The sequence below is a fragment of the Sphingobium sp. TomTYG65 genome, assembly GCF_055395525.1.
Genome location: NZ_AP027330.1, coordinates 180,779 through 199,217, shown reverse-complemented (window position 1 = coordinate 199,217; position 18,439 = coordinate 180,779). Strand labels below are relative to the sequence as shown.

23 protein-coding genes and 1 other RNA gene are annotated in these 18,439 nt (G+C 62.1%); 11 read left to right on the top strand and 13 right to left on the bottom strand.

The annotated features are described in order from the left end of the window. Positions 1-303 precede the first annotated feature (303 nt). The 4 genes from dapF to ispZ all read left to right on the top strand — a co-directional run bounded on the left by dapF (position 304) and on the right by ispZ (position 4,124). On the top strand, positions 304-1,104 hold the full coding sequence (dapF, locus tag ACZ5Y5_RS01060) for a diaminopimelate epimerase (protein ID WP_464810436.1): 801 nt from the start codon (positions 304-306) through the stop codon (positions 1,102-1,104). Between the two features lie 2 nt (positions 1,105-1,106). Next, positions 1,107-2,441: a tRNA (N(6)-L-threonylcarbamoyladenosine(37)-C(2))-methylthiotransferase MtaB gene (gene mtaB / locus ACZ5Y5_RS01055; protein WP_464809373.1), complete on the top strand. Its 1,335-nt coding sequence runs from the start codon at positions 1,107-1,109 to the stop codon at positions 2,439-2,441. Further along, positions 2,434-3,372 carry a signal recognition particle-docking protein FtsY gene (gene ftsY / locus ACZ5Y5_RS01050; RefSeq protein ID WP_464809372.1) on the top strand — a complete coding sequence of 313 codons (939 nt, stop codon included), beginning with the start codon at positions 2,434-2,436 and terminating at the stop codon, positions 3,370-3,372. Before mtaB ends, ftsY begins: the two co-directional genes overlap by 8 nt. Before the next feature lie 104 nt (positions 3,373-3,476). Next, positions 3,477-4,124: a septation protein IspZ gene (gene ispZ, locus ACZ5Y5_RS01045; RefSeq protein ID WP_464809371.1), complete on the top strand. Its 648-nt coding sequence runs from the start codon at positions 3,477-3,479 to the stop codon at positions 4,122-4,124. Between the two features lie 69 nt (positions 4,125-4,193). On the opposite strand, the gene ACZ5Y5_RS01040 is transcribed toward ispZ, so the two are convergent. Beyond that, the gene (locus ACZ5Y5_RS01040; RefSeq protein ID WP_464809370.1) at positions 4,194-4,757 is read right to left on the bottom strand and encodes a urate hydroxylase PuuD; all 564 of its coding nucleotides are present in this window, start codon (positions 4,755-4,757) and stop codon (positions 4,194-4,196) included. A 210-nt stretch (positions 4,758-4,967) separates the two neighbouring features. Between ACZ5Y5_RS01040 and ACZ5Y5_RS01035 the strand changes: the two genes are divergently transcribed. Next, positions 4,968-5,579, top strand: a complete 612-nt coding sequence (locus ACZ5Y5_RS01035) for a superoxide dismutase (protein WP_464809369.1) — start codon at positions 4,968-4,970, stop codon at positions 5,577-5,579. 119 nt (positions 5,580-5,698) lie between these two features. Beyond that, positions 5,699-6,133, top strand: coding sequence for a hemerythrin domain-containing protein (locus ACZ5Y5_RS01030; RefSeq protein ID WP_464809368.1), 435 nt, complete (start codon positions 5,699-5,701; stop codon positions 6,131-6,133). Positions 6,134-6,159: 26 nt separating this feature from the next. Here the strand turns inward: ACZ5Y5_RS01030 and ACZ5Y5_RS01025 are convergent, their stop codons facing one another. From ACZ5Y5_RS01025 to mscL, 11 genes are all read right to left on the bottom strand, one after another. After that, entirely contained in the window at positions 6,160-6,501 is a 342-nt protein-coding gene (locus ACZ5Y5_RS01025) for a (2Fe-2S) ferredoxin domain-containing protein (RefSeq protein WP_464810435.1), read from the bottom strand. Further along, on the bottom strand, positions 6,474-7,022 hold the full coding sequence (locus ACZ5Y5_RS01020; protein ID WP_464809367.1) for a J domain-containing protein: 549 nt from the start codon (positions 7,020-7,022) through the stop codon (positions 6,474-6,476). Before ACZ5Y5_RS01020 ends, ACZ5Y5_RS01025 begins: the two co-directional genes overlap by 28 nt. Before the next feature lie 77 nt (positions 7,023-7,099). Continuing rightward, positions 7,100-7,486, bottom strand: an RNA gene (rnpB, locus tag ACZ5Y5_RS01015) — RNase P RNA component class A. Between the two features lie 29 nt (positions 7,487-7,515). Next, complete coding sequence (locus tag ACZ5Y5_RS01010) at positions 7,516-8,214, bottom strand: N-acetylmuramoyl-L-alanine amidase (protein WP_464809366.1); 699 nt, start codon at positions 8,212-8,214, stop codon at positions 7,516-7,518. A 127-nt stretch (positions 8,215-8,341) separates the two neighbouring features. After that, positions 8,342-9,208 carry a CheR family methyltransferase gene (locus tag ACZ5Y5_RS01005; protein ID WP_464809365.1) on the bottom strand — a complete coding sequence of 289 codons (867 nt, stop codon included), beginning with the start codon at positions 9,206-9,208 and terminating at the stop codon, positions 8,342-8,344. A 5-nt stretch (positions 9,209-9,213) separates the two neighbouring features. Next, positions 9,214-10,287 carry a chemotaxis protein CheB gene (locus ACZ5Y5_RS01000; RefSeq protein WP_464809364.1) on the bottom strand — a complete coding sequence of 358 codons (1,074 nt, stop codon included), beginning with the start codon at positions 10,285-10,287 and terminating at the stop codon, positions 9,214-9,216. A 53-nt stretch (positions 10,288-10,340) separates the two neighbouring features. Further along, complete coding sequence (locus tag ACZ5Y5_RS00995) at positions 10,341-10,706, bottom strand: response regulator (RefSeq protein WP_464809363.1); 366 nt, start codon at positions 10,704-10,706, stop codon at positions 10,341-10,343. A 78-nt stretch (positions 10,707-10,784) separates the two neighbouring features. After that, on the bottom strand, positions 10,785-11,222 hold the full coding sequence (locus ACZ5Y5_RS00990; protein WP_464809362.1) for a chemotaxis protein CheW: 438 nt from the start codon (positions 11,220-11,222) through the stop codon (positions 10,785-10,787). Positions 11,223-11,233: 11 nt separating this feature from the next. Next, a complete protein-coding gene (locus tag ACZ5Y5_RS00985; RefSeq protein WP_464809361.1) occupies positions 11,234-13,597 on the bottom strand; it encodes a chemotaxis protein CheA in 2,364 nt (787 codons plus the stop codon). A gap of 139 nt (positions 13,598-13,736) precedes the next feature. Continuing rightward, positions 13,737-14,012 carry a hypothetical protein gene (locus tag ACZ5Y5_RS00980; protein WP_066524755.1) on the bottom strand — a complete coding sequence of 92 codons (276 nt, stop codon included), beginning with the start codon at positions 14,010-14,012 and terminating at the stop codon, positions 13,737-13,739. A 145-nt stretch (positions 14,013-14,157) separates the two neighbouring features. Further along, entirely contained in the window at positions 14,158-14,586 is a 429-nt protein-coding gene (gene mscL, locus ACZ5Y5_RS00975) for a large conductance mechanosensitive channel protein MscL (RefSeq protein WP_464809360.1), read from the bottom strand. A 102-nt stretch (positions 14,587-14,688) separates the two neighbouring features. On the opposite strand from mscL, the gene ACZ5Y5_RS00970 reads away from it, so the two are divergent. The 4 genes from ACZ5Y5_RS00970 to ACZ5Y5_RS00955 are packed head-to-tail and all read left to right on the top strand — an operon-like array spanning position 14,689 to position 17,308. Next, positions 14,689-15,294, top strand: coding sequence for a LemA family protein (locus ACZ5Y5_RS00970; protein WP_464809359.1), 606 nt, complete (start codon positions 14,689-14,691; stop codon positions 15,292-15,294). A gap of 6 nt (positions 15,295-15,300) precedes the next feature. After that, a complete protein-coding gene (locus ACZ5Y5_RS00965; RefSeq protein WP_464809358.1) occupies positions 15,301-16,089 on the top strand; it encodes a TPM domain-containing protein in 789 nt (262 codons plus the stop codon). Further along, positions 16,089-16,766, top strand: coding sequence for a TPM domain-containing protein (locus ACZ5Y5_RS00960; RefSeq protein WP_464809357.1), 678 nt, complete (start codon positions 16,089-16,091; stop codon positions 16,764-16,766). Before ACZ5Y5_RS00965 ends, ACZ5Y5_RS00960 begins: the two co-directional genes overlap by 1 nt. After that, positions 16,763-17,308 (top strand): NUDIX hydrolase, encoded by a 546-nt coding sequence (locus tag ACZ5Y5_RS00955; RefSeq protein ID WP_464809356.1) that lies wholly within the window; start codon positions 16,763-16,765, stop codon positions 17,306-17,308. The genes ACZ5Y5_RS00960 and ACZ5Y5_RS00955 overlap by 4 nt, the downstream gene beginning before the upstream one ends. Positions 17,309-17,312: 4 nt before the next feature. On the opposite strand, the gene ACZ5Y5_RS00950 is transcribed toward ACZ5Y5_RS00955, so the two are convergent. After that, entirely contained in the window at positions 17,313-17,771 is a 459-nt protein-coding gene (locus ACZ5Y5_RS00950; RefSeq protein WP_464809355.1) for a DUF6456 domain-containing protein, read from the bottom strand. A 97-nt stretch (positions 17,772-17,868) separates the two neighbouring features. Between ACZ5Y5_RS00950 and ACZ5Y5_RS00945 the strand changes: the two genes are divergently transcribed. Further along, the gene (locus ACZ5Y5_RS00945) at positions 17,869-18,432 is read left to right on the top strand and encodes a helix-turn-helix domain-containing protein (protein WP_464809354.1); all 564 of its coding nucleotides are present in this window, start codon (positions 17,869-17,871) and stop codon (positions 18,430-18,432) included. Positions 18,433-18,439: the final 7 nt, after the last annotated feature.

Genomic DNA, 18,439 nt, shown 5'->3' with positions numbered 1-18,439 from the left:
ACGACAAAATCGCCGACGGGCGAAACCTCGCCGGCCAGCGTCCATCCGGTGCCCCGCTCGGGCGCCATGGATTTGTCAGGGTATCAAACGGCAAGCCGCCTGATTGCGAGGGGCCCTTTAGCGGAAAGGGGATCAGGATGCAATGATGGCAACCACTTCCCTTCACTCGTCACCCCGGACTTGATCCGGGGTCCCGCTTCTCAACGCCGCGCAAGAGAGCGGGATCCCGGCTCAAGGCCGGGATGACGGATGAAGAGCGCCGCTCTAGCCTTTTCCCCACACACGCCCTACATGCGCGCGACTATGGGACGTTTCTCCAAAATGCATGGCCTCGGCAATGATTTCGTCGTCATCGACGCGCGGGAAGCAGCCGTCGAAATGACGCCCACGCGCGCGCAGGCGATCGCCGACCGCCATGCCGGGATCGGCTGCGACCAGCTGATCCTCATCGGCCAGTCGGATCGCGCGGATGTGTCGATGCGCATCTTCAACAGCGACGGCAGCGAAGTGGAAGCCTGTGGAAACGCCACCCGCTGCGTCCCCCTGTTCGTCGGACGCGATGTGCTGATCGAAACAAGGGCCGGGCTGCTCGACGCCAAGGGAGTAGATGGCGGCGCAAGCGTCGATATGGGCCAGCCCCGGCTCGAATGGGACGCCATCCCCCTCGCCTATGCGATGGACACGCTGACCATGCCGGTAAGTTGGGAAGATCTTCCCGCCCCCGTCGCAGTCAATGTCGGCAACCCGCATGTCATCTTCTTTTTTGACGATATGAACGGTGTGAACTTCGAGCGTTTGGGGCCGATGATCGAGACCGACCCGCTCTTCCCCGCACGTGTGAATGTGAACTTCGCGCAGGTCGTCGGAGAGAACCACATCCGCCTTATCGTCTGGGAACGTGGTGCAGGATTGACGCGCGCGTGCGGCACGGGCGCGTGCGCGACGGCCGTGGCAGCCGTTCGGCGGAAGCTCGTGAGCGGGCCGACTCGCGTCACCCTGCCTGGCGGCGATCTGCTGATCGAATGGGCTCCGGGCGGCACGATCCGCATGACGGGTCCCGCCACCCATGTCTTCGATGGCGAGGCTGACTGGGCGCGCTTTTGAAGATGGGCGGGCCGCAGATCATCACCCTGGGCTGCCGCCTCAACATCGCCGAAAGCGAGGCGATCCGCGAAATGGCGGGCGATAGGGATGACCTGATCGTCGTCAACAGCTGCGCCGTCACGGCCGAAGCCGTACGCCAGACGCGCCAAGCGATCAGGCGCGCGCGACGGGAGCGGCCCGACGCCCGCGTCATAGTGACAGGCTGCGCGGCGCAGACGGAACCGGAAACCTTTGCCAACATGGCCGAGGTAGATGCGGTTGTCGGCAATCGGGAGAAGATGGAGCCCCATCACTATTCGTCATCCCAGCGAAAGCTCGGATTTCAGGCAGCAATTCTTGACTCCTCACACGAGACCCCAGCTTTCTCTGGAGTAACGAATGGCCTTGAGATCACGGATAAAGTCCAAGTCTCCGACATCATGGCCGTCAGCGAAACCGCCCCTCATATGGCAAGCGCCTTCGCCGAACATGCCCGCGCCTTTCTAGAGGTGCAGAATGGCTGCGATCACCGCTGCACCTTCTGCATCATCCCCTATGGACGCGGGAACAGCCGCTCTGTCCCGGCAGGCGCCGTGATCGACAAGGCCCGCGAACTGGTGGACGCAGGCTATCAGGAAATCGTTCTGACCGGCGTGGATGTCACCAGCTATGGGCCCGACCTGCCCGGATCGCCCTCGCTCGGCCTGTTGATAGAGCGCATCCTGAACGCCGTGCCGGGGCTGCCGCGCCTGCGCCTCTCCTCGCTCGACAGCGTGGAAATCGATGAGCGGCTCTTCGACCTGCTGGCGCATGAGCCGCGAATGATGCCGCACCTGCACCTGTCGCTACAGGCGGGCGACGACATGATCCTCAAACGCATGAAGCGTCGCCACAGCCGGGCCGATGCCATCCGCGTCGTAGAGCGGCTGAAGGCCGTCCGTCCGGATATCAGCATCGGCGCGGACATCATCGCAGGCTTCCCGACGGAAGATGAAGCAATGTTCGAAAACAGCCTGAGGCTGGTCGAGCAATGCTCGATCGTGCACGGCCACATCTTTCCCTATTCACCCCGCCAGGGCACACCTGCAGCACGCATGCCGCAGGTCGATCATACTATCATAAAGGCCCGCGCCGCCCGTCTGCGATCCGCTTGCGCGGCGCGGCGCCAAAGCTGGCTTGAGGGCCTCGTCGGCTCAGTGCAGTCCGTGCTGGTGGAGCGGAACGGCCTCTCGGGACATGCCGAAAATTTCGCGCCAGTGCGTTTCGTTGCGCCACAATCCCCGTCGTCCATCATTTCAGCACGCATCACGGCCCTTGAGAATGGCGTCCTGATCGCGCAAGAGGCCGCTAATGACTGAACCCAGCACCAGCTGGCGCGACCGCCTCTTCGGCGGGTTGAAGCGCACATCCGACAAGCTCGGCGAAAATCTGACCGGCCTTTTCACCAAGGCGGCGCTCGACGACCAGACATTGGACGAGATCGAGGAAGCGCTTATCGTCAGCGACCTCGGCCCCGCAATGGCCGCACGCGTTCGCGATCGCCTGTCGGAAGGCCGCTATAACAGGGAACTGACTGAGGATTATCTGCGGGAAATCATAGCCGAGGAGATCGAGAAGGTCCTCGCCCCCGTAGCCCGTCCCCTGGAAATCGAAGCCTTTCCCCGCCCCCAGGTCATCCTGGTCATCGGTGTCAACGGATCGGGGAAGACCACGACCATTGCAAAGCTCGCCAACCTGTTCCTTGAGCAGGATTATGGCGTGATGCTCGCGGCGGGCGACACCTTCCGCGCGGCCGCAATCGGTCAGCTCAAGATTTGGGCCGAGCGGCTCGGCATTCCGATTGTCGCTGGCAAGGAAGGCGGCGATGCTGCCGGTATCGTGTTCGACGCGGTGAAGCAGGCTACCGCGACCGGTATCGACGTCCTCATCGTCGATACCGCGGGACGCCTGCAGAACAAGACCGAGTTGATGGACGAACTGGCGAAGATTCGCCGCGTCCTCGGCCGGTTGAACCCGGCAGCACCGCATGACGTTGTCCTGGTGCTGGATGCGACCACGGGACAAAATGCCTTGAGCCAGATCGAAGTTTTCAAGGAAGTCGCGCAGGTGACGGGTTTGGTCATGACCAAGCTGGACGGCACGGCGCGCGGCGGCGTCCTGGTCGCGGCGGCGGAGAAGTATCGCTTGCCTATCCACGCCATCGGCGTTGGCGAAAAGATCGAGGATTTGCGGCCTTTCGACCCCGGCGATATGGCACGGGCGATCGCGGGGACGGCATATGCCCGCTGAGTCCATTTCCGTCGCCCCAGCGTACGCTGGTGGCTCGTCCCTTCCGGGCACTGTCCTGCCGCACGAGATCCCGGCTTGTGCTGGGATGACGGAGTAAGCGCGAAATGGCCGACACTAGCCCCCCCCATAACGGCAACCTCAGCTTGGCGCTCGATTTCGGTCCGCTCCTCGTCTTCTTCCTGACATACAAGGGCGCAGGCTGGCTTTGGGGCGCCAATAATCCGATCACGGCCATGTCGATCGGCACCGCAGCCTTCATGGCCGCGATTGTCATCGCCGTCATCATTTCCAAGGTGAAGCTTGGCCGCGTGTCGCCGATGCTGTGGCTGTCGGCGATGCTGATCCTCTTTTTCGGCGGCCTCACCATCTATTTTCACGACCAGCGCTTCATTCAGATCAAGCCGACGATCATCTACAGCTTCTTCGCCTTGATGCTGTTCGGCGGCCTGTTGCGCGGCAAGGCGCTGCTCAAATATCTGTTGCAAGCGGCGTATGACGGCCTGACGGACGAAGGCTGGCGCAAGCTGTCACGCAATTGGGCCTTCTTCTTCATAGCGATGGCGATCGCAAATGAAGCAATGCGCCGCTCGATGAGCTTCGACGCTTGGCTGGCGATCAAGGTGTGGGGCGTCACGATCGTATCGATCCTCTTCGCCGCCGCGAATATCCCCATGCTGATGCGCCACGGCCTCGCTCTCGGCAAGACACTCGACAGCGAGGAAATCGGCGAAACCACCCCTCCGCAGGGTTAAGAAACACCCAACGCATAGGAACGGGCGAAGTCGAAGATGGCCCCGCCCGTCCTATGGAGAAGCCGCTTTTCAGCCGCCGTTGAAGTTGATCATGCAGTAGAGCATGGGCAGCGAAAGCAGCGTATTAGTGCGCGAAAAGATCATGGCAGTGGTGGCCGCCTTGGCCTTGACCGCATCTTCCGCAGGCACAATCCCGAGCGCCTTTTTCTGGTTGGGCCAGATGATGAACCAGACGTTGAACGCCATGATCAGAGCCAGCCACATCCCAATGCCGATCAACACGAAGCCGGTGGTGAAAGTCAGCGCTTCCAGCAGATAGGCGCTACGCCAGGCTATGATTACGCCGGTCAGCACAGTGAGCGCAGCACCCCAACGGAAGAAGAAAAGGGCCGAAGGCGCGATGAATTTGGATACTCCGGGCTTCAACTCCGCAGGCACCTTGGGCATCGTCGGGATCTGAACGAAATTGAAATAGTATAATAGGCCGATCCAGGTGATGCCGAAAAACAGGTGAAGCCAGCGCAGAATGGCCTGTTCCGGAATCGTATTCGCAGGAACTGCGAAAATCACGACCAGCGCGAGCACAAGGCCCGCAACCAGCACAAGATGCAAGTTACCGAAGAATTTTGCCATTGATCCTACCCCCATTTCGGGCCGCCGCTTCCGGGTCGGCCTGACCGGTAATGCTAGGTCATCATTACGCCCCTGTCACATGGATATTTCCGTGATGTTTAAAGAAAATATCCTGTTTTCCGCAGCGCAATAAGGCTGCTAGTGGCGGGGAGCCTTCCGGCCGCCCCGTCGTTGAGCGGCCATCCATCCAAGAACCCGAGGAGTTTCGACATGGCCTTTGTTCTGCCTGACCTTCCCTATGCCAAGGACGCCTTTGGCGACATTCTTTCGGCCGAAACCTTCGACTACCATCATGGTAAGCACCACAATGCCTATGTGACGAAGGCCAATGAATTGGTCGCCGCCGACCCTGCCCTCCAGGGCAAGTCGCTGGTCGAACTGATCCGCACCAGCAAGGGCGCGCTGTTCAACCAGGTCGGGCAAATCTGGAACCACACCTTTTACTGGCTGTCGCTTTCGCCCGAAAAGAAGCAGCCCAGCGGCACGCTGCTCAACCTCATTAACGAAGGCTTCGGCTCGGTCGATGCGCTGCTTGAAAAGCTGAAGGCTGAAGCTGTCGGCCATTTCGCCAGCGGCTGGGCCGCCCTGATCCTGAACGAAGGCAAGCTGGAGGTGACCAGCTATCACGATGCCGACACGCCGGTCGCGCATGGCCATACGCCGCTGCTGATCCTCGATGTGTGGGAACATGCCTATTATATCGACTATCGCAATCTGCGCCCCAACTATGCCGATCGAGTGCTGAAGGAAGCAATCGATTGGGACTTTGTCGCCCAGAATCTGGATGGTGAAGGCGTGAGCCGCGCCGACCAGCCGGGCTGATCCTACTGCCGCCCCCGCTCGGCTCGGGCGGTGGGCGGCCCCCATTGTTGCAGCCCCGATACAATGATTCCTTAATCCACATCAGGCATCCTAAGCCTCGGGTTTGCAAGGAACATAATATGGATATCGGAAATCTTCGCAGGCAGCATGAGGAACTAAGCCAAACCGTATCAGAGCTGTCATCCGCGATCGCCGATGATAGAGCAGCCCAAAACGTGGCTCCGCTGCGATGGAAGATGGCCCGCCAACTGATCGGGCACCTCGCGCTGGAGGACAAGATTTTCTATCCCGCCGTTCAACGCCTTGCCGACAAACACATCCGCGACACGGCGCGGCGCCTGGAAGAAGAGATGGGGCCTTTGGCCGATGCCTTCTCCGCCTATATGGCACGCTGGACCGATGAAAGAATCGCACAGGAATGGCTCAGCTTCTGCGCAGAAACACGCGAAATCCTGAAGGCTCTGACTCGCCGTATCGACAAGGAGGAACGCCTTTTGTACCCGCTCGTGGAGCGTGCCTCGGGTGCTAACAGGCCCATTAGCGATACCGCCTGAACCCTTTGGCTGAGCGGTGTGGCGCCCTAACCGACCTCACCGCCGGTTCGAAGGTCCAGCCTGCGGGCAAGGTCCTCCAGATCGGCATCCGGCCGTACCAACAGCCATTCGCGCGCTTGCGCACCGTTGACAACGGTCACCGCGCCTTTGGGGCAGACACCCAGGCAATTCACCTCGATAATGCCCGCCGCAGCCTTGCGTCCCTTTTTCAGCGACAACTGCTTACGCAGCGCCTTGGCCAGTCGCTCGCCCCCATCCGGACCGAAACCACCATCCAGCTTTTTGGAGCATTTGCGGCAGACCAGCACTGCGTTCTGCCAGTTGGACCGGACATGATCCTTCAATCCGCCGGCTCCCGCGGCTTCCAGCTGCGTCGTTCCTCGGCCGCGCGCAACACCTCATAGGCGGCCTGGATCGTGTGGAAACGGAGGGCAGCCTCCGTATCGCCCGGCTTCACGTCCGGATGATTTTCCTTCGCCAGACGACGCCAGCTCTTCTTCACCGCTTCGAAGTCCGCGTCGTCCTCCAGCTCCAGCGCCTTGAGCGCATGCAGTTCGTCACGCGAGCGGCTGCCATCGCCTGGACCGCCCCATCCATGATAGGCGCTGCTCTGAAAACCACTTGCATCGCGGCGCTCGGCCCGCTCGCGCTGCTCCCGCTCTTCCTGATCCAGGCCCTGAAAATAGTCCCAGTTGCGGTTATATTCTGCCGCATGATCGGTGCAGAAATACCAGCGCTCACGGCTGTTGGGCGACTTGGGCGCGGGGCACTCGCCAGGCTTGTCACAGCCATGCCGGTCGCACAGGCGCACCTTCTGCGCCTCACGCGATGCGCCATAGCTGCGCCAGCGGGGAAAGCCCCAGTCATTTGATCGGCTGCTTCTTGCCATCGTTCCAAATTAGGCAGGCCGTAGGCGGAACGCCACCCCGGCGAGGAATGAAAATTATATCAGGTCAGAACAGTATCTATGCCAGAGGGTCTGTAAGCCGGGTTCTGTCCCCCTGTTTGCGCAGGGGTGGCGACCATTCCTCTAGGGGACGGATTGCTCCGACCCTCAAGCAACCAACCCGGGCGGTCTCAGTCGAAACAGACCTAGCAGTCATGCTGCGCGCCGCCCCTATTCGGTCTTGCTCCCGGTGGGGTTTACCGTGCCGCCTTCCGTTGCCGGAGACGCGGTGCGCTCTTACCGCACCCTTTCAATTTCGCTGGGCCTAAGCCTTAGCGACCTGCTTTCTGTTGCACTGTCCCTTGGATCACTCCAGCCGGCCGTTAGCCGGCACCGTTATTTCGTGGAGCCCGGACTTTCCTCGCCGTGGAAGTTACCCGCCACGCCGCGGCCGCCCGACCCTCTGGCGCCGAGCGCTATACAGACTCTTTGTCTTTCAGTCATCCCCCCTCGGCTTTGGCAGCAACAAGGCGAGCAGGATGGCCCTGCACTCCCCATCGATGACCCCGTCGATGAGTTCCGGACGAAAGCGCCGCTGAAAGGCCAATACTGCCGCCTCAGGCTCCGCAATGTCGTAGCCAAAGCGTTCGAGCGCCAGCATGAAGGCGCTGTCGCTCCAAAGCGGATCCATGAGATTCTTGGTCGGACGCGGCAGCGCCAGCCGCAACCGGGCAAGCTGTCCCCAGGGAAAAAGCTCACCCGGATCCTGCTTGCGTGCAGGCGCGACGTCGCTGTGCCCGACGATGTTGCCGCGCGTGATGCCATGGCGTTGCACGATCTCATGCATCAGCGGGATCAGCGCTCCGATCTGGGCGTCGGGAAACAGCCGATAGCCCCATTCGTGGCCCGGATTGACGATTTCGATCCCGATACTCGCCGAATTCACGTCATCGATGCCCCGCCAGTGCGACCGGCCGGCGTGCCAGGCGCGTTTGGCTTCATCGACCATGCGGACGATGTCGCCTTCTTCAGTCACGACATAATGCGCCGACACTTTCGATTCTTCGCTCGCCAGCCAGTTGATGGCGCTCGGCGCGTCGGGCATGCCGGTATAGTGCAGCACCAGCATCGATATGGGCAGCTTGCGGTCGTCGAAATTGGGCGACGGGGTGTCGATTATCGGAATATCGCTCATCGGAAAGCCCGTCACATCACCCGTCTATCTCACCGCAGCGCAACTTGGCTGCTGGAGTGGACAATGGCCGAGAGCGGACGGCCGATCAAGCATGAGACCGCCCGAAGTTCACACCGTCCAAACGGAGTCAGACGGCGCGGCGAAGATATTCGTTTCCGCACTGCTGCTGCCTGCGCGCGTAGGCGCCGCGGAACTCCGGATGGGGAATGAAATCGTCGCTGTGGCCGATCACCGTCTCGCCCGCGCCCAGCAGCAGCACGGACTTTTCATGGCTGTGACGGGTCAGGAGGCGGAACACATGCTGCCGCCGTTCGGGCGTGAAATAGAGGAGCACATTGCGGCAGAACAGCAGGTCATACTCGCCCGACGGAGCCTTGGGATCGAACAGATTGTCGGTGCGAAAATCGATCATCCGTCGCAGATCCGGGCTGGCGCGCCAATTCTCCCCGACGGGCTCGAACCATTTGATAAGATCGCCCACGGCCAGGCCGCGCTGGACGTCCATCTGCGAAAACATGCCGTTACGCGCCTGGTCTATGGCGGCAGTCGAAATGTCGGTCGCCAGAACTTCGATGCGCCAGCCACGCCAGCGGGCCATATCATTACGCAGCTGGATCGCGAGGGAATAGACTTCCTGACCAGTGGAGCAGCCAGCGCTCCACACGCGCAATACCCTGTCCCGCCGATCCGCGTGGAAGGTCGGCAGAATATGACGATGGATTAGGTCGAAAATCTGGAGGTCGCGGAAGAAGCTGCTCTCATTATTGAGCAGCGCGTTTACCACCTCTTCCTCCAGCGCAGAGTCGCGATTGCCGAGCAGACGGGACGCCAGTTCGTCCATATCGGCAAGCCCATTTGCGCGTAATACGGGCTTCAGCGCGGTTTCCATCCGCCACGCTCGGCTTTCGGACAAGATTTGTCCGGTGCGCGCTTCCAGCAGGGCGGAAAAGATGCGGGCTGCGCCGCGAGAGGATGATTCAGTCGAAAGGGTCAATGTGTTTAACCTCTGCTCTTTCCGCGCCGTGCGACAAAATCCATGATGGCATAGGGGTCCAGAAGTGCGCAGCTCAGGCCTGCCGCAGTCACCGATCCGGGCATGCCCCAGACGACACTGCTGGCTTCATTCTGCGCCACGATCCAGCCACCCGCCGCGACGATGTCACGCCCGCCGGCCGTTCCGTCCCGTCCCATTCCGGTAAGAACTACGCCCGCCGCCCCCGGGCCATAAGCTTCGGCCATGCTGCTGAACATCGGATCAACGCCCGGCAGATTGCCCGCAGCCGTGCGCTGAGGGTTCAGCGTCACCATCACTCGCCCGTAAAGACCGCGGCGGATCTGCAAATTGGCGTCGCCGGGCGCGACATAGACCGTGTCGGGCGCCAGCAATTCGCCTTGCTCGCCCACCTTCACCCGCAGGCTGGTCATGCGGGCAAGCTGCTGCACGAAATAGGAAGTGAAGCTGAGCGGCAGATGCTGGGTCAGCAGAATGGGGACACCGGGAGGTTCCGACATGCCCGCAAACAGCTGTCCCAGCGCGTGGATGCCACCGGTCGATGCGCCGATTCCCAGGCAAGCCAATGGAGCGCTTGCTTGAGCCGTCGCCATAGAAACGGGCGGCGCATCCTCAGCCGGCACGGGATTGGCGCCAAACAGGCGGGACAGCCGATCGATCAGCGATCGGGGGAATGCTTCGCCGAAACTGCCGCTGCCCGGCTTTGCGAAGATGTCGCTGGCCCCAAGCGCCAAAGCCTCGATCGCCGCTGCGCTGCCCTCTTCACAATTGCCCGACAGGATGACCACTTTCCCGAGCGGATTGGCGCGCAGGAAGGCCGGCAGAGCCGAAAGACCGCTCTGCCCCGGCAGTTCGATATCGAGCAGGACCAGATCGACCTCATGCCCGGCCAGATACCCTAGAGCATGTTCAGCGCTGTTGGTCTTATGGACCACGGAAAAGGCGGGATCGCTGTTCAATATCCGCTCGATGACCGTGCGCACGACAACCGAATCATCGACAACCATCGCGCGGACCTGCGGTCTGCTGTGGCTTGCCATGATCGGCGTAACGGCGGTCATCGAGGGACTTTCGAACGGAATGAAAAGGAAAGAAGCGAAGAGGCAGGCGAGATCTAGATGACGCCGACGATGGCCAGCTTGCTCTCCAGCGTCTCGCGATCGAAAGGCTTCATCACATATTCGTCGGCCCCCGCTTCCACCGCCGCCTTGATGTGGCTGATGCCATTTTCGGTGGTGCAGAAGATGATCTTGGGTCGCGCAGTCACCTTTGCGGTAGACAGCGCCTGGAGAAATTCCATCCCGCTCATGACCGGCATGTTCCAGTCGAGCAGAACCACATCAGGCGCGGCCGCTTCGCACTGGGTCAGCGCGTCCTGCCCATCGACCGCCTCGCTCACCGTAAGGTCGAGCGATTCCAATATATGTCGCGCAACTTTGCGAATGACCTTGGAATCATCCACTACCAGGCAGTTTTTCATGAAGCGTCCCTTAGATTTTTCTTCCGTGAAGAAGTGATTAGCCGCCAAAGCCGAGTAATTCGTAAACGGGTCGGAAAATTATGCAGCCTGCGCCAGCAGGCCGGTTTCGATGAAGCTGGCGAGCGACACCAGCAGGTGAGGTTGCCCGTCCTGTTCGACTATCGCCAAGGCGTAAGGGGCCCAGGCGCGATCAAGCTGCCCGCGCAGGGGCAGGTCGCCTTCCGGCACCTGACAGATGTCGTGCACGGCATCGACCATCAGGCCATAGCTGTGCCCGCTAATGTCCGCGATGATGGCCAATCCTCGCTCAGCCAGCGCCGTCGGCGTGCCACGGATAAGGGCAGGAACGTCTATAATCGTCAGCACGCGGCTGCGCAGGGCCGAAAGTCCCGCCACATGCGCGGGCATGCCCGGAACGGGTGAAATGTCGGCGAGCTTCACCACCGCCTCCACCTCTTGAGCGGCGACGGCGACGCGAGTGCCTGCCAGTGTCGCAAGAAGATAAAGCTGGTCCATGGGCCGTCTCCTTAACGCCGGGCGCCGCTGATGGCCGCCATGAGTGCGTCCTGATCATAGCGATAGATGCTGCTGTCCTGCGGTCCTGCCGGACGTGGTGAGGCGCGCAACTGTACGACGCGGCAACCCAGTATCTCGGCTGCCTGCGATAGGTCGCCATCCGAACATAGAACTACATCGGCAGGATCCACGGCGGCCTCCTCGGGCAGACCCAGAACGACCTCATGCCCCGCCTGCCGCAACAGCGGCGCCAAAATCTCCCGCGTCCAGCCATCCTGGCTGTCGACCAGCACGCACCGCCCGCGCGTATGCTCTTTGAGCGGACCGTCCGGCAAGGCAGCGAACAAGGCGAAGGGGTTGAGGACTTCCAGATGTTCGCCCTCGATCACGGCAACGCCGCTCAACAAGCCGTGCATCGCGATCATATCCGGCACGGCAGGCATTTCCACGATGTCGAGAACGGCCGCCACCGGGTAGCAGGCTTCCTGCCTGCCATCGCGAAGGCGCAGCGCAGAGACATGTCCGGCGGCAAAGCTGTGAGCCCCATTGGCGACCGGAACCAGCCTGCCGTCGAGGCGCACGAACGCTTGTGCCCCCGACCGGCCGAACAGCGCCACGTCGATATCCTCCACTCTCTCGACGAGCGACAGCTTGATGAGCCGTTTCTCGCCCGACAATTCCTCAAAGCGGAGCGCCGGGACCATTTCGATCCTCGCCGCACGCTCCTCTTCTTCCTCCGCTTGGCGGCTTTCCCGCTCGTCGGCGATGTTTGGCAGGCAGGCGGCGTTGGCGAGGCCCGCCGCGTCCAGCAACAGCATGGGCTTGCCATTGTCGGGCAGCGTCATCCCTGCATAGACCCCAGTGGCCATCACGAGCGGAGAGGCGGGACGAATAACCAGTTCCTCATGATTATCGACAGCAGCGACGCCCAGGGCGAAGGGCACTCCGGTGGCGGATCGCACGACCATGATGGCGCGCGGCCCAGCCTGGTCCGGCTTGGCCATTCCCAGCACATCTTCCAGATCGATCATGGAGTGACGGACCGACCGGATGGTCGCGATCTTGGCGCCGCCCACCTCGGCGACATGCAGCGTCTCATTATTGTCGTGCAGGATTTCGACCACCGCCGCACGCGGGATGGCGAAGTGCAATCCGCCCGATCGTATGATGAGCCCCGGAATGATCGTCAGCGTCAACGGCACGCGCAGGACGATCCGCAGACCACGGCCGGGCTGATTGTGAAGCGCGATCACGCCGCCGATCCGTTCGACATTGGCGCGGACCACGTCCATGCCCACGCCCCGGCCGGAAATCGCCGTGACGGCCTGCGCCGTGGACAATCCGGGCTGGAAGATGAGGTCCAGCTTCTCGGCCTCGCTCATCTTGACCGCTGCGTCGCGGGACAGCTTGCCTGCCGCAACCGCCTTTTCCACCAGCCGCCCGGTATCTATGCCCCGGCCATCGTCGCTGATCTCGATCACGATCTGGTTGCCGGACTGGCGCGCCTGCAGCCTCAGCGTGCCCGCTTCAGGCTTGCCCAGCGCGCGGCGCTGCTCAGGCGTCTCGATGCCATGATCGATGCTGTTGCGCACGATATGGGTGAGCGGATCAACGACCATCTCCACCATTTCGCGATCCATTTCGACGTCGCCGCCTTCCAGGATCAGGTCAATCCTCTTGCCCAGTTCACGGCCAAGGTCGCGGACCATGCGGGGGATGGCGGTGAACAGCCGATCGACGCGCTGCATGCGGGTTTTGGAGATCGCGTCGCGCATGTCCGCCACGCAGGTCGATAGCCGCTCGAACGCGCTTTCCAGTTCCGGATCACCCGACCGCTCGCGCAGCTTGCGCGACAGTTCGTTGCGCGCCAGCACCATGTCCGACACGCCGTTCATCAGCTGGTCGATCAGTGACAGCGGCAGGCGGATGGTGCGCGGCACCGCCTGCACCCCGCCCTGACGCGTCGTCTCGACGGCGGGGGCGGCTTCTTGTGACACGGCTGCTTCATCGCGCTGGGCGAGCGCGCCTATCAGATAATCGTCATTCTCGTCGGGGAGCGCGGCACCGATCGCGACGGCTTCAGCCAGTTCGGCGATGCGATCCATGATGCCGAGGACGGCGCTGACCGTCGCCGGATCAGCGCTGCGGTTGCCCGCGCGAATTTCAGACAGCACATCTTCTGCCGCATGGCTCAACCGTTCAAAGCGCGGCAGGTTCAGGAAACCGCAGCTGCCCTTGACCGTGTGAAAGAAACGGAAGATCGCGTCCAGCCGGTCGCGATCGCTGGGGTCGGCTTCCCAGGCGACAACTTCGCCCGCCAGCGCCTCCAGCGTTTCCTGCGTCTCGGCTATGAATTCCTGAAGTAGTTCGTCCATTCCCTTGGCCTTCACGGATGCGCGCGACGGCACCATGGGGATGGCGTGGTTAAAGGCCCGTTAAAGACGTTGAAGCCGCAGCAAAAAGGGCGCCGCGACCCTCATCGCGACGCCCTTTTCGAACTGGAAAGCGGAAGGCTTAGTGGTCCGCCTTCTTTTCAGCAGCATCAGCCGCCTTCTCGCCAGCTTCACGCGTCGCGTCAGCCTTGTTCTCCAGGGTGTCGGCGGCGTTTTCAGCAGCGGCTTCGGCATTGCCGGACAGATTATCGGCCATCGCTTCCATATTCTCGGCCTGGTTGTCGATGGCGTCCGCCTGATTCTCGTATGCGTTCTCGACCTTGTTTTCCTGCTTGGAATCGCACGCAGCAAGCGCGATCAAGCTGGCAAGGCCAAGGACTGAGACGATGGTTTTCACGGCGTTTTCTCCTGTTGCGCCCCCCAGGGGCTGACGTCATTCGGCAAGAGGCCCGGCCGCACAGTGCGCCCGGAACTCTGACCGCGATCAACTGGTCGCACGGCGGATGGTTCCCACCGCACGCTCCTTTCGTCGCAGAAACGACTTATTTTCTGACGCTGTCGCGGATTTCCCGCAGCAGCATTATCTCTTCCGGAGTAGCGGCAGGTCCTTCTTCGGGCTTGGGCATCAGCCTGTTCACAGTCTTCACCAACAGGAAGATGATGAAGGCCAGGATCAGGAAATTGACCAGTACCGTCAGGAACTCGCCCCACCCCAGCATCGCGACGCCAGCAGTTTTCAGGTCGGCATAGCTTTCCGGGTTGCCTTTGAACCCGGCCGGAATATCGCCAAGCCGGATGAAGTAGCGGGAAAAGTCAGCACCCCCGAACAGAAAGCCTATGACCGGCATAATGAGATCGTCGGTCAACGACTTGGTGATGGTGGCAAAGGCCCCGCCGATGATCACGCCGACGGCCAGATCGATCACATTGCCGCGGTTGATGAAGGCCTTGAATTCAGAAATCAGCCCCATTTACGAACCCCTTGTCCTGATTGCGTGTTTGACAGGATGAGGCGTTGCGCCTGCATCCACAACCACCTATTTCCGTCTTCGTAACAAAGCCGAGGATGTTCCATGACGATCCTGCGCCGTTTTTTCCCTGCCTTTCTCCTTCCGCTGCTGTCGGCCTTCGCGCTGTCGGCGTGCGGTATCAACAGCGTCCCCGCCGCCGAGGAGGTTGCCAAGGCCAAATGGGCCGATGTTCAGGCGCAATATCAGCGCCGCGCCAATCTGGTCGGCAATCTGGTCGCGACCGTGAAGGCCGCTGGCAAGCAGGAGCAGGACACGCTGGTCAAGGTGACCGAGGCGCGCGCAAAGGCCACATCGGTCCAGGTCAATGCGGAGGATCTGTCCGATCCGGCCAAGGTGCAGCGGTTCCAGCAGGCGCAGGCGCAACTCAGCCAGGGGCTGGGCCGCTTGCTCGCATCGGTGGAAGCCTATCCCGACCTCAAGACCAACCAGAATTTCCTCGACCTGCAGTCGCAGCTGGAAGGCACGGAAAATCGCATCGCCGTGGCGATCCGCGACTATAATGAGGCGGTTCGCGCCTATAACACGCGTATCCGCACCTTCCCCGACGCGATCGGCGCGAAGATCATTCATGGGGCCAAGCCGATGACGCCCTTCCAGGCGACGACTCCCGGCGCAGAAGAAGCGCCGAAGGTCGATTTCGGCAATTAAGGCGCCATGCTCCGCCGCCTGCTCCTGATCCTTGCGCTGCTGGTCTGGATACCCGCCGCGCAGGGGCAGACCTTTCCGAAGTTCGATGAAAAGGGCGTGGTGGATGCGGCCAACATCCTCGATCCGGCTCAGGAACAGGCGCTCAGCCAGAAGCTGATCGCGCAAAAGCAAGCGAGCGGGCGAGCCTTGGTGGTGGCGACCATTCCCGATCTGCAAGGCTATGACATCGCCGATTATGGCTATCGGCTCGGCCGAGCCTGGGCGATTGGCGACAAGAATAACCAAGGCGCCCTGCTGATCGTTGCGCCCAATGAGCGGAAGGTCAGGATCGAAGCAGGCTATGGCGTCGAAGGCGTTTTGACGGACGCCTTGTCGTCTCAGATAATTCGCAACGTGATCACGCCTCGTTTCAAGGCCGGCGATATGGCGGGCGGCGTCAATGCAGGGATAGACCAGATCGCGGCGATCCTCGCCCTCCCACCTGACGAGGCCAGGGCCCGCGCCGCCCAAGCGGAGGCGCAGGCGCGGCAGCAAGACGATGGCGGCAACGGTATCGCCGGCTTCTGGATCATCCTGTTCTTCCTGTTCTTCATCATATTGCCGCTGATGTCGCGGGCGCGCGGCGGCAGACGCTATCGGCGCGGCGGAATAAGCGCTCCCGTCATTCTGTGGGGACCCGGTTTAGGTTCGGGCTGGGGAAGCGGCGGTGGCGGCGGCTGGAGCGACGGCGGTGGCGGTGGTGGCTTTTCAGGCGGCGGCAGCTTCGGCGGCGGCGGCGCGTCGGGGAGCTGGTGATGCAACTGCTCCTTAGTCAGGCCGATCATGACCTCGTGTCCGCTGCGGTGGCAGAAGCGGAAGCGCATACATCCGGTGAGATCGTCACCATCGTGGCTCGGCGTTCTGACAGCTATCATGATGTCGGCCTCAGCTGGGCGGCGGCGGCCATATTCCTCGCCCTGACACTGATGGCGGCGTTTCCCGCTCAGCTTCGGGCCTTCCTGTCCTCGCTGTTGCTCGACTGGGAACATGAACTGGCGGACTGGAAACTGCTGATGGGGCTTACGGGCCTGCTCATCCTGAAATTCCTGGCGGTGCGCTACCTACTCGCGATCATGCCGCTCCGGATGCTGGTGACACCGCGCGCAACCAAGGCCAGGCGCGTCCGGCGCCGCGCGATCCTGCTTTTCCGCACCGCCGCTGAAGCGCGAACGCGCGGGCGCACCGGCGTCCTCATTTATCTCTCGCTTGATGAACATCGCGCCGAAATCGTGGCCGACCGCGCGATCAACGAGAAGGTCAAACCGGAAGCCTGGGGCGACGCCATGGCGGCACTGATCGACTCCATCCGATCCGGAAAAGCCGGGGAAGGGCTTGCGCAGGCCGTGCGCCAGGTCGGCTCCGTTCTGGCGCTGCATTTCCCGCGCGAGCAAGATGACGTCAACGAATTGCCTGACAGGCTGATCGAATTATGAGCGAACAGGATATGGCCGCCGCAGAGGAAATCATGTGGGCGGGCCGCTTCATCACGGCTAAACGCCGCGGCCGGTGGGAATATGTGGGACGGGCGCGCGGAATCCATGCCGCCGTCATCCTGGCGATCGACGAGGATGCAGACGGCACGCGCCATGTGCTGCTGGTCGATCAATTCCGCGTCCCGTTGGGCCGACGCTGCATCGAACTGCCTGCGGGCCTCGTCGGGGACAATGAAGAAGGCGAGGAATCCGTCCTCGCCGCCACGCGTGAACTTGAGGAAGAGACAGGCTACCGCGCTGGGCGGATGGAAGCGGCAGGCGACTTCTACAGCTCGCCCGGCATGGTGTCGGAAAGCTTCTGCCTCTTCCGTGCTCATGATCTGCAAAAGACGGGCGAAGGCGGCGGCGTTGACGGCGAGGATATTCGCGTCCACCGCGTGCCCTTCGACGATGTGCCCCGCCGGGTCGCCGCCTGGCGGGCCGAAGGCTACGCCATCGATGTGAAGCTGCTGCTGTTGCTGGGTGGAGAACTCGCTCGTTAGGCTGTTACGCCACCCTGTACCAATCCGCTACCCGATCCAGGGCGAGCGTCAACACCAGCTTGCCCGCACGACTGGGCCAACCTAACGCCCGCTCCGCAGACACCAGTCCTTCGCCCGCGCAGGCAACGCGCCACAATATGTCGCTGAGCCCCGGCCCTGCAGCCGCGATGGCGGCGTGAAAGCGGTCACGCGCCGACAATTGCATCACGGTGGGATCGGGCGCTGCCGCCCCAGCTCGGCGCCCGCCGCTCACAGGCGCCGCCTCCCACCGCATCGTGACCCTCGGCCCCAGCCCCGCCTTCTCCCAATCACTCCGCAACAGGTCGCCCGCGCGATATTGCCGATCGGTCACATGTCCGCGCGCATGGAGCCAGGAGAGCGGCGATTCGCCGATATTCACCGCCACTATCTGGACATGGCCTGCTGGGTCTTCGATCTTCTGCTCCACAAACTGGTTTCGCATCGATGACTCCTTTTGGATGAACCTCAGGAAGGGCCTTGCCATGACGAACCAATTGTAGGAAAGAAGAAAAACCAAATAGGTGAAATCTGGAACAAGCATGATTACCCGCATCAGAGAGGTTCGCAAAGCCAAAGGGTTGACGCTGGAGCAGGTGGCCGCCCTTTGCCAGCCCCCGACCACCGCGCAGACCATTGGCAGGCTGGAAACGGGCACGCGAACCGTATCGGTCAACTGGCTTAATCGTATCGCAGAGGCGCTGGGCGTGGGATCGTCCGAACTTGTGGCCCTGCCTGGCCAAAGCGTCGTGCCCGTGGCCGCACTGCTCGGGCCGGAAGGGGCGCGCGCCCCCACGCGCAGCCTCTCCTTCCCGCCACCCGTGCCTGCGGACGCCATGATTGGGGTTCAGGTGTCGGCCAGCATTGGCGATTACCGCAGCGGCGACGAAATCTGGTGCCGCCGCATCGGGCCGGACGAATTTGCAAGCGCCCTCAACCGGGACATGCTGCTGCCCCGCCATGCCGGACGTTTCGTCTTTGGCCGGCTGATCGGACGCGAAGGGGATCGGCTGCACATTCTGCCGCTGGGCAGCGGTAGCCGCCAGCAAGTGATCAGTGACCCACCCTGGGGCGCCGTCGCGGTCCAGCTAGTCAGACAATTATAGCCAAGGC

Bases quoted from the DNA above. Each gene is read 5' to 3' on its own strand.
- dapF (WP_464810436.1), top strand. From the start codon at position 304: ATGGGACGTTTCTCCAAAATGCATGGCCTCGGCAATGATTTCGTCGTC.
- mtaB (WP_464809373.1), top strand. From the start codon at position 1,107: ATGGGCGGGCCGCAGATCATCACCCTGGGCTGCCGCCTCAACATCGCC.
- ftsY (WP_464809372.1), top strand. From the start codon at position 2,434: ATGACTGAACCCAGCACCAGCTGGCGCGACCGCCTCTTCGGCGGGTTG.
- ispZ (WP_464809371.1), top strand. From the start codon at position 3,477: ATGGCCGACACTAGCCCCCCCCATAACGGCAACCTCAGCTTGGCGCTC.
- ACZ5Y5_RS01040 (WP_464809370.1), bottom strand. From the start codon at position 4,757: ATGGCAAAATTCTTCGGTAACTTGCATCTTGTGCTGGTTGCGGGCCTT.
- ACZ5Y5_RS01035 (WP_464809369.1), top strand. From the start codon at position 4,968: ATGGCCTTTGTTCTGCCTGACCTTCCCTATGCCAAGGACGCCTTTGGC.
- ACZ5Y5_RS01030 (WP_464809368.1), top strand. From the start codon at position 5,699: ATGGATATCGGAAATCTTCGCAGGCAGCATGAGGAACTAAGCCAAACC.
- ACZ5Y5_RS01020 (WP_464809367.1), bottom strand. From the start codon at position 7,022: ATGGCAAGAAGCAGCCGATCAAATGACTGGGGCTTTCCCCGCTGGCGC.
- ACZ5Y5_RS01010 (WP_464809366.1), bottom strand. From the start codon at position 8,214: ATGAGCGATATTCCGATAATCGACACCCCGTCGCCCAATTTCGACGAC.
- ACZ5Y5_RS01000 (WP_464809364.1), bottom strand. From the start codon at position 10,287: ATGACCGCCGTTACGCCGATCATGGCAAGCCACAGCAGACCGCAGGTC.
- ACZ5Y5_RS00995 (WP_464809363.1), bottom strand. From the start codon at position 10,706: ATGAAAAACTGCCTGGTAGTGGATGATTCCAAGGTCATTCGCAAAGTT.
- ACZ5Y5_RS00990 (WP_464809362.1), bottom strand. From the start codon at position 11,222: ATGGACCAGCTTTATCTTCTTGCGACACTGGCAGGCACTCGCGTCGCC.
- ACZ5Y5_RS00985 (WP_464809361.1), bottom strand. From the start codon at position 13,597: ATGGACGAACTACTTCAGGAATTCATAGCCGAGACGCAGGAAACGCTG.
- mscL (WP_464809360.1), bottom strand. From the start codon at position 14,586: ATGGGGCTGATTTCTGAATTCAAGGCCTTCATCAACCGCGGCAATGTG.
- ACZ5Y5_RS00970 (WP_464809359.1), top strand. From the start codon at position 14,689: ATGACGATCCTGCGCCGTTTTTTCCCTGCCTTTCTCCTTCCGCTGCTG.
- ACZ5Y5_RS00965 (WP_464809358.1), top strand. From the start codon at position 15,301: ATGCTCCGCCGCCTGCTCCTGATCCTTGCGCTGCTGGTCTGGATACCC.
- ACZ5Y5_RS00960 (WP_464809357.1), top strand. From the start codon at position 16,089: ATGCAACTGCTCCTTAGTCAGGCCGATCATGACCTCGTGTCCGCTGCG.
- ACZ5Y5_RS00955 (WP_464809356.1), top strand. From the start codon at position 16,763: ATGAGCGAACAGGATATGGCCGCCGCAGAGGAAATCATGTGGGCGGGC.
- ACZ5Y5_RS00950 (WP_464809355.1), bottom strand. From the start codon at position 17,771: ATGCGAAACCAGTTTGTGGAGCAGAAGATCGAAGACCCAGCAGGCCAT.
- ACZ5Y5_RS00945 (WP_464809354.1), top strand. From the start codon at position 17,869: ATGATTACCCGCATCAGAGAGGTTCGCAAAGCCAAAGGGTTGACGCTG.